Genomic DNA, 15,906 nt, shown 5'->3' on the forward strand with positions numbered 1-15,906 from the left:
GCCGGCGGCGTCGATGTGATCCGCGGAGAAAGCGGTAACGACACGGCGATCCAGAATCTGGCCACCGACGGCGTCGACTTCGTTAACCTTGGTGATGGCCTCGATTTCGCGCAACTCTCTGGTGCCGGGCAGATCCGTCTGACCTTTACCTCTTCGCAGGCGGGCAACGGAACGGAAGTCGACAGCAACGATCAGGCTAATCAGGACGGCGGTCTGGCCTTGCGTGTACAGGCCGAGGGCGATGACGGCACGCTGACCGGCGAAGCCAGCCGCTATGACGACGAGGGCACGATCTTCATCGCGGGCGCAGGCACGACCTTCGATGTGCGCGATCTCGTGTCGGGCGTCGCTCGCGGCGATCGCTTCGAAATCGCGGTGCTCGGTACCATGGCGGCCGATACGTTGACCGCCGAACAGGCCAGCCGCCCCTATTATTTCAATGCCGGCATGGGCAATGACGTGGTGATCGGCGGGACGGGCGACGATTTCCTCGTCGGTGGAGCCGGCGACGACGTTCTCACGGGTGCCGAAGGCAATGACAGCTTCATTGGAGGCGGCGGGGTCGACGTCATCAACGGTGCCGAGGGCGACGATACCGCAATCCAGAACGTGGCGACCGACGGCGTCGATTTCGTTAATCTCGGTACGGGTTCCGACATCGTCCAGCTCTCTGGCGCCACCCAGATCCGGTTGACCTTTACCTCGGCTCAGGTCGGGAATGGCAATGCGGTCGACAGCAATACCCTGGCCAACCAGGATGGTGGGCTGGCCGTGCGCGTGGCTGCGGAGGATGCCGACGGTAACGCCGACATCAACGCGAGCCGTTACGACGACGAAGGCGTCACCTTCATCGCGGCGGCCGGCACGACATTCGACGTTCGCGATCTCGTTTCGGGCGTGGAGCGTGGAGATCGCTTCGAGATTGTCGTGCTGGGCACCAGCGCAGCCGATATCCTGACCGCGGTCCAGTCGAGCCGCCCCTACTACTTCAACGCAGGCCTGGGCAACGATGTCGTCACTGGCGGAACCGCGAACGACTTCCTCGTCGGCGGCGGAGGCGATGACGTCCTGACCGGTGCCGAGGGCAATGACAGCTTCATCGGCGGTGCCGGCGTCGATGTTATCAGCGGTGCCGAGGGTGATGATACCGCGATCCAGAATCTGGCGACCGACGGCGTCGACTTCGTCAATCTTGGCGCCGGTGCGGATATCGTCCAGTTGTCGGGGGCCAGCCAGATCCGGTTGACGTTCACATCGGCCGAGGTCGGCAATGGCAACGCTGTCGATGGCGGCACCGGAGCCAATCAGGATGGCGGGCTCGCAGTCCGCGTTGCTGCCGAAGAGGCTGGCGTGGCCAGCGTGAACGCAAGCCGATATGACGATGAAGGCATCACCTTCGTTGCCGCAGCCGGCACGACATTCGACGTCCGCGACCTCACCTCCGGGGTGGAGCGGGGCGATACGTTCGAGATCGTGACGCTCGGTACCGCCGACGCCGACTTCATGAACGCTGTCAGCCCAAGCCGCTCCTATTATTTCAACGGCGGGGGCGGTGCCGATGTGATCACCGGCGGTGACGTGGCTGATTTCCTTGTCGGCGGTGCGGGCAATGATACGCTCAGCGGCGGCGCGGGCACCGATACCTTCCTCGGCGGCGCGGGCAACGACACGATCGACTCCGTCGATCGGCCGTCCAACATCTTTGGCGGATCGATTGCGCCGGAACGCGACATTGTCGACGCAGGCGATGGCGACGATTTCGTCACCGGCGGCAAGCTTGATCAGTTGAACGGTGGTGCCGGCAATGACTTCCTGCTGATCAACTTCAACTTCAATGGTCCCGAAGTGGGGTCGGGAACCCCGATCACGCTCACGCTCGATGGCACCGGCACCGGTACTGCGTCGGACGGGACGTCGATCACCGGCTTCGAAAGCATCAACCTGTTCCTTGCAGATACCGGCGACAATGTGATCGACACCGGTAACGTGACGGCGTCGATCACGGCCGGGGCTGGCAACGACCGCTTGACCACTGGTTCAGGCAACGATCAGCTGTTCGGCGGTGCCGGTGATGACGTGCTGACGGGCGGTGCTGGCAATGACAGCTTCACTGGCGGTGCCGGTGTCGATGTCATCAACGGGGCCGAGGGCGACGATACGGTCAACGTCAATGTCGCGACCGATGGCGCTGACTTCGTCAATCTCGGCAGTGGCAACGACACCGTGCGCTTCGATCGGAACGATGGCGGCACCGGCAACATCCGGATCACCTTCACCTCGTCGCAGGCCGGCAACGGCAGCGCGGTCGATAGCAACAGCATGGCGAACCAGGATGGCGGCCTTGCCGTGCGCGTCCAGGCCGAGGATGCCGACGGCAACCTGACCGGGCTCGAATCGCGCTACGATGATGAAGGCATAACCTTCGTCGCCGGTACGCAGGGCATCACCTTCGACGTCCGCGATCTCGTGTCGGGTGCCGCGCGCGGCGACACGTTCGAAGGCGTCGTGCTGGGCACGGATGGTGATGACGATCTGACCTTCTTCCCACCGTTCCGCGTCGCGCAGAACTTCTACTACAATGCCGGCGCGGGCGATGATGTGGTCACTGCCGGTGACGGAAACGACTTCTTGGTCGGCGGATCGGGGGTGGACCTCCTGATCGGCGGTGGGGGCAATGACAGCTATATCGTCGATGTCGGCGCCGACACGATCGTCGAGTTGGAAGATGGCGGTATCGATACGGTCACGGCGAATGCCAGCTACTTCCTGTCCGCCAATGTCGAGAATCTGATCCTTGGGGGCACGGCCGAAGTCGGCACCGGCAACGGCGGCGCCAACACGATCACGGGCAACGCCAGCGCCAACACGCTGCGTGGCGCCGATGGCGACGATACGCTGATCGGCTTGGGCGGTGACGACAACCTGCAGGGCGGCGCCGGCAACGACACGATGATCGGTGGGGACGGCAACGATCTCTACTATGTCACCGATACCGGCGACGTGATCGTCGAGCTGGCCGGCGGCGGCACCGATACCGTAGTGGCCTCGGTCAGCTACACGCTGTCTGCCGAGATCGAGAACGCAACGCTGACCGGCGGTGACGCGATCGATCTGGGCGGCAACGCGCTCGGCAACCGCCTGTTCGGCAACGGCGCCGCCAATGTCATCGATGGCGGCGACGGCAATGACGAGCTCTATGGTCTGGCAGGCGACGACACGCTGCTGGGCGGGGCCGGCGACGATCTGAATCGTGGCGGGGATGGCAATGACATCCTCGATGGCGGCGCGGGCCGCGACGTGCATGAGGGCGGTCTCGGAGCCGACACCTTCCGCCTGTCGTCCGCCGCGGACACCGGCACGACGTTCGATACGGCCGACCTGATCCGCGACTTCAATCGCCTCGATGGCGATCGGATCGATCTCTCGCTGGTTGATGCGAACGTCAACAGCGATGGCGATCAGGCGTTCAGCTTCATCGGCAATGCCGCCTTCTCGGGCACAGCCGGCGAACTGCGGGTCGAGCAAAGCGGTGGCGCTCAATTCGTGATGGGCGACACCAACGGCGATTCAGTCGCCGACTTCCTGGTAACGGTGATCGCCACCACGCCGGTCCTGCCGAACTTGATCGTGACGGACATCGTGCTCTGATACCATAATAAAGGTAGGTGCACCTTCGGGGCCGCGGCAACGCGGCCCCTTTTTTGTACGGATCCGACATGTTGCGACAAATGTCAGCCCGGACAGGCAAATTTGGGATTCCAGTCTTCGAAATCTTGATCCAGTTTCGCGCCACCGATGCCGGGCTCGCTGGGCCCGGCCCCTCGCGCCGTCCGCGCGCGAGCGGCAAAAATCACTGGAGGGGTACCCACGATGGCCATTCGTTCGCGCAAGCCCGGTCTTACCGAAAACACTCCTCCCTACGATAACGAGCAGATCGGCGGCGACGGGAACGACAGCTTCGTCGGCGGCGCTGGCAAAGATCACCTGGTCGGCAATGGCGGCGACGATTTCCTCCGCGGCAATAATGGCGACGACCGGCTCGAGGGCGGCAGCGGCCTGGATCAGCTGCGCGGCGGCGCGGGCGCCGACATCCTGGACGGCGGTGCGGACGCGGATTTCATGTATGGCGAGGCTGGCGACGACCAGATTTTCGGCGGCGATGGTGATGATTTCCTGCGCGGTGGCGCGGGCGTGGATAGCTTCGACGGAGGAACAGGGTTCGACAGGATCAGCTTCTTCGAGCCAACCGCCACCCAAGGCGTCGTCGCCGATCTGGCGACGGGTGTGATCAGCAATGATGGGTTCGGCAACGCTGAGACGATGACAAGCATCGAAGGTCTCGGAAACACCACCTTCTTCGTGGATACACTGCGCGGCAATGACGGCGACAATCTGCTGCTGGCCAGCAGCGAAGATATCATCGAGGGGCGTGCCGGCAACGACATGCTGCAGATGAACGGTTCGGCGACCGGCGGCGGCGTCTATGACGGCGGCGACGGCATCGATCTGCTGCAGATGTCATCCGGCCTGACCGACGGTACGACCGAATTCCCGCAGGGCGCCTTCGTCAATCTCGGCGCGAACCTGGTGCAGAACGATACTGTCGGCCGCACCGCCACCGTGCGCAACATCGAGAACGTCAACGGCACGTTCGGCGACGATACGCTGATCGGCGATGCCAACGACAATGTGCTGCAGGGGTTCGACGGCGACGACGTGTTGTTCGGCGCGGGCGGCAACAACACCCTGCGCGGCGGGCTGGGGTCGGACGTGCTGCTCGATCTGTTGCCCGGCACCAACGACATCCTCGATGGCGGCGAGGAGCCCGACGACACCACGACCGGCGTCGATTTCGTAAGCTATGCGGGTTCGCCGATCCCCAATCTGCCGGGCGTGACCGTTTCGCTGGCGCTGCAGGGCGTCGCGCAGAATACCGGCCGTGGCAGCGACACGCTGATCGATATCGAAGGGCTGGCCGGCACCGCGGTTGCCGATACGCTGACCGGTGATGATCGCGACAACGGACTGTTCGGCATGGGCGGCGCCGATACGCTGGATGGTGCCGGCGGCGACGACGTGCTCGTGATCGCGGATGCCAATTCCGTCGTCGACGGCGGTGCCGGCAACGACATTCTCGGCCTGTGGACCACCTTGTTCTCGTCTTCGGCGATCACCGAAGTCGGCGGCGGCGTCACCATCGATCTGACCATCCAGGGCGTGCAGGCGACAGGGCAGGGCAATCTCACGCTGCGCAATGTCGAGAATCTGTCGGGTACGCGCTTCAACGACGTGTTCACCGGCACCACGGGCGACAATGCGATCGGCGGCAGCCTGGGCGATGATACGCTGAACGGCGGCGACGGCAATGACCTGCTGTTCGGCGATCGCACCTTCGGCTTCGACGAGGAGACGCAGGAATTCGGCTTCGTCGAGTTCGTCGAGGTGCCGGCCGGCATCCCCTATCCCGGCGATCCGCGCGGCGACGACATCATCAACGGCGGCGCGGGCGATGATATCATCGATGGCGGCGACGGTAGCGACGTCATCGATGGCGGCATCGGCACCGACACGATCCTGCTCGAGGATAGTCCCGACGAATGGGCGATCGCGGCGTATCAGGGCGGCTATGTTGCCTACAATATCGGCGATGGCGAGGGCGAGGCCGACCTGATCACCAATGTCGAGTTCGTGACGTTCGAACAGGAGAATGACGACAGCGACACGCCTGTCACGCTTGCCATCGCGGCGGCGGCGACCTTTACCGCCCAGGTCGGCGATGCCGGCGCGAACGTGCTGACCGGCGGCGCGACCAGCAACCTGCTGGTGGGCCTCGAAGGCAATGACACGCTGACCGGCGGCGACGCGCGCGATGCGCTCGACGGCGGCGAAGGCGACGATGTCATCGTCGGCAATGGCGGCGATGATGGCATTCGCGGTGACGATGGCAACGATACGCTGGACGGCGGCGCCGGCAACGACGAGATCGAAGCCGGCGACGGCAATGACGTCGCGCTCGGCGGCGATGGCGATGACACGTTGATCGGCAATTTTGGCAACGATATCCTGGGCGGCGGCGCCGGCTTCGATCTGATCGACGGCGGCGACGGGATCGATCGCGCGGATCTCGGCGGCGTGCTCGCAACCCAGGCCGTATTGGTGGATATGGCCACGAACAGCGCCGCCAATGATGGCTTCGGCACGACCGACTTCTTCTTCGCGGTCGAGAATGTCAGCGGCAGCACGCGCTTTGCGGATACGGTGCTGGGCGATGCCGGTGCCAATCAGCTCGCCGCCGACAGCGGTGATACGATCGATGGCCGCGATGGCAATGATGTACTGGTCGTCGGCGGGTCTGCCGCAGGCGGCGGCACGATCACCGGCGGCAACGGGTTCGACACCGTAGTGGCGACCGGATCCCGCATCGCCGATGTCGACGGCAACGGCACGTACGAAATCCAGGCTGCGACCGGCGGCGTTACGATCGACTTGGGCCAGCAGCGCATCCTGGATGATGGCTTCGGCAATCAGGCGAACCTGGTGCTGGTCGAAGGTGCGGTCGGCAGCGCGCGGAACGACGTTCTGATCAGTGGCGCGGCGGGCAACAATCTGACCGGCGGGCTCGGCAACGATCAGCTGATCGGCAATGGCGGCAACGACACGCTGAACGGCGGCGCGGGCGAGGATTTCCTAGACGGCGGCACCGAAACCGACACCGCGTTCTACGAGGGGACGTCTGCGCGCTATGCAATCACGCAGACCGCGACCGCCGGCACCTATCTGGTCGGTGATCGCCAGACCGGCGAGGTCGATACGCTGGTCAATGTCGAGCAGATCCGCTTCAGCGACGGCCAGGTGTTCGCGATCGGTGCGCTGGCCATCAATCGCCTGGAAGTGACGAGCGCGACCGGGCCGAACATCGTCGGCACCAGCGCGGCGGATTTCATCATCGGCGATGAGCGCAACAATACGCTGCGTGGGCAAGGCGGGGACGATTTCATCATCGGCCGCGGCAATCCGGCCGGCACGTTCAACATCGACAATATCCAGGGCGGCGCCGGCAACGACACGCTGGTCGGCGGCGCTGGCGATGATCTGATGCGCGGCAACGAGGGTGTAGATCGCTTCTTCGGGGGTGAAGGCTCCGATCGGGTTAGCTTCTTCGAGGTCACGGCCACGCAGGGCGTGGTCGCCAACCTGGCGACCGGCATCATCTCGAACGACGGGTTCGGCAATGTCGAACTGATGTCGTCGATCGAAGGGCTGGGCGGGTCGACCCGCTTTGCGGACAGTTTCACGGGTGACGATAATGCGAACCTGCTGCTCGTCGACTCCGCCGATACCGCGATCGGCGCCGGCGGCGACGATCAATTCCAGAGTTCCGGCTCGCTGACCGGGGGCGGCCTGATCGATGGTGGTGACGGCTTCGACGTGATCAATGCCATCACCATCGATCGGCAGCTCGACAGCGACGGCGATGGCATCGCGGACAGCGAGAACGCCCAGGCCGGCGTGGTCGTCGATCTCCGCGATGGCTTCCTGATCGATGGCTTCGGCAACACCCAGACGCTCGTCAGCGTCGAAGGCACCGGCGGTTCTGGTCTGAACGACACGCTGCGCGGCACCGATGCTGCGAACCTGTTCTATTTCTCCGCCGGCACGGATACGATCGATGGCCGCGGCGGCACCGATACGCTGCAGATAGGGCTGGCGCGCGCCGACATCGTCGTTCGCCGTGTCGATGGCGGCTACACGATTGCCGAGAGTGGCGGCAGCATCACGACCGTGTTCAACGTGGAGACCGTGCGCACCACCGATGGCGAGTTCGCGATCGATAGCCTGGTCGCTCCGGCATCCACCACGCCAACCGAAGGCGACGACGTGCTGACCGGCACGGCCGGCGACGATGTGATCGACGGCCTGGGCGGGAATGACACGATCAATGGGCTCGGCGGCAACGACCAGCTGTTCGGCGGGGCCGGCATCGATACGATCGACGGCGGCGACGGCAATGATTTCCTGGTGGGCGGTGCCGGCGCGGACACGATCAGTGGCGGCAGCGGCGACGATACGCTGACGATGACGGTCGGCCTCGACACCGACAGCTTCGATCTGGGGACCGGCAGCGACATCGCCAATCTGTCCGGCGCTGCGCTGATCCGGCTGACCTTCACCTCAAGCGAGGTGGGCAACGGCAGCGCGCTCGATTCGAACACCCAGGCCAATCAGGATGGCGGTCTCGCGGTTCGCATCCAGGCCGCTTTCAACAGCGATTCTCTCATGGGCCCTCCCAGCCGCGGCGATGACGAGGGCATCGAATATGTGGCGGGCAGCGGCACGAAGTTCGACGTGCGCGACCTGCCGAGCGGAACCCAGCGCGGCGATCAGTTCGATCGCGCTTTCCTTGGCACGGCGGGCGACGATCTCTACACCGCCACAGCCGGCGCATTGACCTATGCCAACCTCGGCGCGGGCAACGACGCGGCCAGTGGCAGTGCGTTCGCCGACACGCTGGTCGGCGGGATCGGCAACGACACGCTGGCCGGCAATGACGGCATCGATGTGCTGCTGGGCGGCGATGGCAACGACGTCCTCGACGGCGGGCTCGGCGACGACCTGATCACCGGCGGCGCGGGCATCGACATCGTCAATTACGACGTCGCGACCGGCGGGGCCGATCGCATCGATACCGGCACCAGCCTCGATTTCGTCAACGTCATCACGCTGTCCGCGGCGGAGACCCGCCTCACCTTCACCTCGAACGAGGTCGGCAACGGCAACATCAGCGAAAGCGGCACCCAGGCCAATCAGGATGGCGGCTTCGCGGTCCGCATCCAGGCCGAGGATTCAGCTGGCAACCTGACTGGCGCGATCGCGCGCGGCGACGACGAGGGCGTGATCTATACCGCCACCGCCGGCTCCACGCTCGAAGTCCGCGACACGCCGTCGGGCATCTCGCGCGGCTCGTTCCGCAGCGTCTGGCTCGGCACCAATGCCGATGAGACGCTGACCGTGGGCAACAGCTTCTTCAACGAGAATTACTACATCAACGGCGGCCAGGGCGTCGACATCATCACCGGCGGCAACGGCAACGACTTCCTGGTCGGCGCGGCAGGCGACGACGTGCTGAACGGCGGCGAAGGCCAGAACAACTATATCGGCGGCGCCGGCAACGACATCATCAACGGCGGCACCGGCCAGGACCGGGTGTTCATCAATCCCGAGTTCGAGGGCGGCGATACCATCAATCTCGGCACCAACCCGGCAGATGCGGTCGATATCGTCAATGTGCAGGGCGCCGCGACCGAATATCGGCTCACCTTCACGTCGGCCGAAGTCGGCAACGGCAATGCCAATGACAGCGGCGCGCTGGCCAATCAGGATGGCGGCCTCGCCATCAGGCTGCAGCGCGAGGATGCGAACGGAAATCTGGTCGGCGCGGTGACGCGGATCGATGACGAGGGGATCGTCATCAATTCGCCTCTGGCCTCGGCCGGGTTCGACGTGCGCGATCTCGTCTCCGGCGTATCCCGCGGCGTCTTCAGCTTGGTCTATCTCGGCACCGCCGCCGACGACTTCAACATCGCGCCCAGCACGCTGCGCAGCCAGTATATGAACGGCGGTCTGGGCAATGACACGCTGACCGGTGCGACGATCGACGATTTCCTGGTGGGCGGCGCGGGCAACGATGTGCTGAGCGGGCTCGGCGGCAACGACCAGTTCCTGGGCGGCACCGGCAACGACACGATCGATGGCGGCGACGGCACGGCCGACGTGGCGATCTATGTCGGCAATCGTGCGAACTTCACCGTCGCGGTCGCCGGTGCGGGCTATACCGTCACCAACCTCGCGGACGGGTCGGTCGATACGCTCGCCAATATCGAGCGAGTGCGCTTCGACGACGGCGAGTTCGACGTCGCCACGCTGCCGCCGGCCGGCCCAACCCAGGGCGATGACGTGCTGGTCGGCACCGAGGGCGACGATACGATCGACGGCCTCGGCGGCAATGACAGCATCAGCGGTCTCGGCGGCAACGATACGCTGATCGGGGGTGCCGGCAACGACACGCTGGATGGCGGCGACGGCAACGATCGTCTCGAAGGTGGCACCGGCGACGATATTCTGAACGGCGGCACCGGCGATGATGTCGCGGTGTATGAAGTGGGTACCGGCGGCGCGGACCGCATCAATCTCGGCACCGGGCTCGATGTCGTCGGCATCGTCAACAACATGCCCGGCACCGAGACGCGGATCACCTTCACCTCCGGCCAGGTCGGCAACGGCAACGCCAATGACAGCAACAACCAGGCGAACCAGGATGGTGGCCTGGCGGTGCGCATCCAGGCCGAGGATGCCAGCGGGAACCTGACCGGGCCGGTGGCGCGGGCCGATGACGAGGGCATCATCTTCAACGCCGTGCCGGGCGGCACGCTGGACGTGCGCGATCTCGTCAGCGGGGCGGCGCGCGGTTCGTTCGAGAGCGTGTGGCTGGGTACGCAGGATGCCGACACCATCACGCTGCAGCCGATCTTTGCGGGCCGCAGCTATTATGTGAACGGCGGTCAGGGCAATGACAGCATCACCACCGGCACCGCCAACGACTTCCTGGTCGGCGGCGCGGGCGATGACGTGCTGAACGGCGGCGAAGGCGACAATGGCTATATCGGCGGCATCGGCGCGGACACGATCACTGGCGGCACCGGGCGCGACAGCGCGACGATCGCGCAGGCGACCGACATGGGCGACAGCCTCTCGCTAGGCGGCGGGCTCGACTATGTGTTCTTCACCGGAACTCCCGGCCAGCTGCGCATGACCTTCACCTCCAGCGAGGTGGGCAATGGCAGCACCGACGACAGCGGCACCCAGGCCAACCAGACCGGCGGGCTGGCGGTACGCATCCAGCTGGAAGGCGCCGGCGATACGCTGACCGGGCCGGTCACGCGGGCGGACGATGAAGGCATCGTGCTGGTCGCAGCGCTCGGCTCGACGTTCGACGTGCGCGATCTGGTCTCCGGCGTGGCGCGCGGCGACGGGTTCGAGGTCGTCACGCTCGGCACCTCGGCCGGCGATGTCTATGACAGCAGCGCTTCGCCGCAGCGGTCGCAATATCTGAATGGTGGCCAGGGTAATGACGTGCTGACCGGCGGCACCGTGGCCGATTTCCTCGTCGGCGGCGCGGGCAGCGATACGCTTTCCGGCGGCACCGGCAATGACAGCTTCATCGGTGGCGCTGGCGACGACACCATCTCCGGCGGCATCGGCAACGATACCGCGATCGTGAACGTGGCCAATGACGGGGCGGATGCGGTCGATCTGGGCGACGGCAGCGATATCGTGCAGGTTTCCGGCGCGGCGCAGGTGCGCATCACCTTTACTTCGGCCGAGGTCGGCAACGGCACCGCGCTGGATGGCGGTACGCTTGCCAACCAGGATGGCGGGCTCGCGGTGCGGCTGCAGGGCGAGGATGGCGCGGACGGGCTGATCGGTGCGGTCGGCCGCTATGACGATGAAGGCATCACCTTCGTCGCTGCAGCGGGCACCACCTTCGATGTGCGCGATCTCGTCTCGGGCGTCGCTCGCGGCAGCGCGTTCCAGGTCGTGGTGCTCGGCACTGCGGCGGCCGATGCGTTGGTCGCCGCCAACACGGCCAGCGCCTATTATTTCAACGGCGGCGCGGGCAACGACACCATCACCGGTGGCCGTGCGGCCGATTTCCTGGTCGGCGGATCGGGTAACGACGTGCTGAACGGCGATCTCGGCGACGACCAGTTCCTGGGCGGGGCCGGCACCGACCGCATCAATGGCGGCGAGGGCAACGATACGCTCGACGGTGGTGCGGACGCCGACTTCCTGGCCGGCGGCAATGGCGATGATCTCTACATCACCGAAGGCAGCGAGCAGCTGATCGAACTGGCCGGCGGCGGGATCGATACCGTCTCCGCCAGCGTCAGCTACACGCTGGTCGCCAATTTCGAGAATCTGATCCTGACCGGTGCGGCGACGCAGGGCGACGGCAATGGCGATGCCAACGTCATCACCGGCAACGGCAATGCCAATTTGCTGCGCGGCCAGGGCGGTAACGACACACTGATCGGTGCGGGCGGCAACGATACGCTGCAGGGCGGTGACGGCAATGATCTGCTCGACGGCGGCGATGGCAATGATCTGCTGGATGGTGGCATCGGCGGCGACCGGATGATCGGCGGCGCGGGCGACGACCTGTTCTATGTCGACAATCTCGCCGATGTCGTGGTCGAGGCGATCGGCGGCGGCACCAACGACCGGGTCATCGCTTCGGTCAGCTACACGCTGACCGGCGAAGTGGAAGTGCTGACGCTGACCGGCAGTGCACTCAACGGCTTCGGCAGCGAGACCGCCAACACCATCAACGGCACCGAGGCGGCCAATGCGCTGAATGGCAATGGCGGCAACGACGTGCTGGTCGGCAACGGCGGCAACGATGTGCTGAACGGCGGCGATGGCAGTGATCTGCTGCGCGGTGGCGAGGGCAACGACACGCTCGACGGTGGCACCGGTGCCGATACGCTCGTCGGCGGCAATGGCGACGACCTCTATTATATCGACAATGCGGCCGATGCGATCGCCGAAGCGGCCGGCGGCGGCACCGATCGCGCGGTCGTGTCGGTCAACTACACGCTGGGCCGCGAAGTGGAGACGGGGATCATCGCCGGTACGGCGGATATCGCGCTGACCGGCAATGCAATCGCCAATACGCTCAACGGCAACAGTGGCGCCAACATCATCCGCGGTGGCGATGGTGCGGATACCATCTTGGGCAATGACGGCGCGGATCAGTTGTTCGGCGATGCCGGTGATGATTTCCTGCGTGGCGGCACTGGCGACGATCTGCTCGTCGGCGGGCTCGGCGTCGATCAGCAGCAGGGTGGCACCGGCGCGGATCGGTTCCGGCTTGCGACGCTGGCCGATAGCGGTCCCGTGTTCGCGACCGCGGATCGGATATCGGATTTCAGTCGCGCGGAAGGCGATCGGATCGATGTCTCGGCGATCGACGCCAACGGCCCGGGGCCGGGTGACACCAGCTTCACCTTCATCGGCGCGGCGGCGTTCAGCGGCACTGGGGGCGAGCTGCGCGTCCAGGCCAGCGGCACCAACCAGTTCGTGTTCGGGGACGTCAACGGCGATGCGGTGGCCGATTTCATGCTGGTCGTGGCCGCCCAGGGCAATACGCCGCTGATCGCGACCGACTTCATTCTCTGATCCCGCAACAGGGGGTGCTGGCGGGGATCGGGCTTCGGCCCGGTCCCCGTCTTCGTTTCGTAATCTTTTCGCCGCTGTGGCGTCATGCTGCCGCAACTGTCGTGTCGCGAAGCGCCGATAGCCGCTGATCCGAACTATCGATCAGGGGAAGACGGCATGGCGCTCACCACCACCGCGAACAACGATCTCGGCATAGCGCAGATCGGCCGCATCCAGCTGACGGGCGCGGAGATTTCGGCGTTCGATGCCGCCAGCCGCACCCTGTTCGTCGCAGCGCCGGGTGGCGTCTCGCGTGTCGATCTTTCCAACCCCACCACGCCGACGCTGCTCGGCCGGATCGATTTCTCACAACCGCCCTTCGCCTTCGGCAACGACGTCAACAGCGTCGCTGTGCATGGCGGCTTGATCGCGGTGGCCGTCGCCGCACCAGTGAAGACCGATCCGGGCCGTGTGTTCCTGATCGATGCGCAGGGCAATCTCGTTCAGTCGATCACGGTCGGCGGAAATCCCGACATGCTGACCTTCACTGCGGATGGCAGCCGCATCCTGGTGGCCAACGAAGGTGAGATGATCAGCACGGCGCAGGATGCGGACGGATCGGTCAGCATCATCACGCTCGGCGCGCCCGGTGCGGCCACTGTCGCCACCGCCACTTTCGACGGCTTTTCCGCCGATGCGCTGCGTGCCGAAGGCGTGCGCGTGTTCGCCGGGCTGGCCGGCACCGAGTTCGCCAACACCACGCTCGCCCAGGATCTGGAGCCCGAATATATCGCGCTGTCGCCCGACGGGCTGACCGCGATGGTGACGCTGCAGGAGGCGAATGCGGTCGCCATCCTCGATATCGCCACCGGACGCTTCACCGATATCGTGCCGCTTGGGCTGAAGGACTTTTCGGCCCTGCCGTTCGACGGCAGCGATCGCGACGGCGCGGGCAACACCACCGCGATCAATTTCCAGACCGGCCGGCCGGTGTTCGGCACCTACATGCCCGATGCGATCGCCAGCTTCCGGGGCGCCGATGGCCAGACCTATTATGTGATGGCCAACGAAGGCGACAATCGCGATGATTTCATCGCGCCGGACGAGACCATCCGGCTCGGCAATGCTGGCTATGATCTCGACGATACGCTGTTCCCGAACGAAGCTGCGCTGAAGGCCAATAGCGCGCTCGGGCGGCTCAACGTGATCAACTATCCCGGACTGCGCGGCGATACCGACAATGACGGCGATATCGACCAGATCCTTACCTATGGCGGGCGTAGCTTCTCGATTGTCGATGCCGCCGGCAACCAGGTCTTCGATAGCGGCGCGCAGACCGAGCTGCTGGCCGCGTCGTTCGGCCTCGTCGCGACCGGCGGTGTCGGCTATGACGATACCCGCAGCGACGACAAGGGCAGCGAGCCCGAAGGCGTCGTGATCGGCGTCATCTCCGGCCGCACCTATGCCTTTCTCCAGCTCGAGCGATCGAACCTGACCGCGATCTACGACGTGACCAGCCCGGCCGACGTCCAGTTCGTCGGCACCGCCTCCTTCCCCGGCGATGTCGCGCCCGAAGGCGCCACCTTCGTCTCGGCTGCCGACAGCCCGAGCGGCACGCCGCTGCTGATCGTCTCGAACGAAGGCTCTGCCACGGTCAGCGTCTACGCGATCACCCCCGCCTTCGATGCGTTCCAGATCGGCGGCACCGGCGTCGATCGGCTAGATGGCAGCGCCGGGCGCGACAAGCTGGTCGGCAATGACGGTGCCGACGTGCTGAGCGGTCTGGCCGGCAATGATCGGCTGGAAGGCGGGCTGGGCGCCGATGTGCTGCGCGGCCAGGATGGTGACGACACGCTCGACGGCGGTGGCGATGCCGACAATCTTCAGGGCGGTGCGGGTATCGATATCCTGCTGGGTGGCGACGGCAACGACGTGCTGATCGGCGGCACCGGTGCGGATGCGATGACCGGCGGCGCGGGCGACGACCTCTATTATGTCGACGATGCCGGAGACACGGTGGTCGAGCTGGCGGGCGGCGGCACCGATACCGTCCTCGCTTCGGTCAGCTTCACGCTGTCCGCCGAGGTGGAGCGCGGCACGCTGACCGGCAGCGCGCTCGATCTGACCGGCAATGCATCCGCCAACCTGTTGATCGGCAACGCGCTGGGCAACGCCATTGCCGGGGGCGACGGCGACGACATCCTTTATGGCGAGGGTGGTGGCGATCAGCTGACCGGTGGGCTGGGTGCGGATTTCCTGCGCGCGGGCGAGGGCGACGATGTGCTGGATGGCGGCGCCGGCGCGGATATTCTTCAGGGCGGTGCCGGTGCGGATCTGTTCCGCCTCGCCGCGCTGTCCGACAGCGGGGCGACCTTCCCGACCGCCGACAAGATCCAGGATCTTTCGCGCGCGCAGGGCGACCGCATCGATCTGTCGGCGCTCGATGCGATCGCAGGTGGCGGTGACGATGCGTTCGGCTTCGTGGGCACCGCGGGCTTCAGCGGCATCGCGGGCGAACTGCGTGTGCAGGCGAGCGGTACCAACCAGTTCGTGTTCGGCGATGTCGATGGCGATACGGTGGCCGATTTCATGCTGGTCGTGGTCACCGCCGGCAATCTGCCGCTGGCCGCGGGCGACTTCATCCTCTGATCGATCGGGCGGGCCGCCCCGGCGGTGCGGCCCGCACGCTGG

At 65.6% G+C, this 15,906-nt stretch carries 3 protein-coding genes; all 3 read left to right on the plus strand.

All coding sequences use genetic code 11. The annotated features are described in order from the left end of the window. The first annotated feature begins 219 nt into the window (after positions 1-219). The 3 genes from ABC347_RS13730 to ABC347_RS13740 all read left to right on the plus strand — a co-directional run bounded on the left by ABC347_RS13730 (position 220) and on the right by ABC347_RS13740 (position 15,864). Positions 220-3,648, plus strand: a complete 3,429-nt coding sequence (locus ABC347_RS13730; RefSeq protein ID WP_413247069.1) for a beta strand repeat-containing protein — start codon at positions 220-222, stop codon at positions 3,646-3,648. A gap of 222 nt (positions 3,649-3,870) precedes the next feature. Then, complete coding sequence (locus ABC347_RS13735) at positions 3,871-13,236, plus strand: hypothetical protein (RefSeq protein WP_413246279.1); 9,366 nt, start codon at positions 3,871-3,873, stop codon at positions 13,234-13,236. Positions 13,237-13,392: 156 nt separating this feature from the next. Continuing rightward, complete coding sequence (locus ABC347_RS13740; RefSeq protein WP_413246280.1) at positions 13,393-15,864, plus strand: choice-of-anchor I family protein; 2,472 nt, start codon at positions 13,393-13,395, stop codon at positions 15,862-15,864. Positions 15,865-15,906: the final 42 nt, after the last annotated feature.

Source organism: Sphingomonas canaveralia, assembly GCF_047238125.1.
Classification (GTDB): domain Bacteria; phylum Pseudomonadota; class Alphaproteobacteria; order Sphingomonadales; family Sphingomonadaceae; genus JBDFMH01.

Bases quoted from the DNA above. Each gene is read 5' to 3' on its own strand.
- ABC347_RS13735 (WP_413246279.1), top strand. From the start codon at position 3,871: ATGGCCATTCGTTCGCGCAAGCCCGGTCTTACCGAAAACACTCCTCCC.
- ABC347_RS13740 (WP_413246280.1), top strand. From the start codon at position 13,393: ATGGCGCTCACCACCACCGCGAACAACGATCTCGGCATAGCGCAGATC.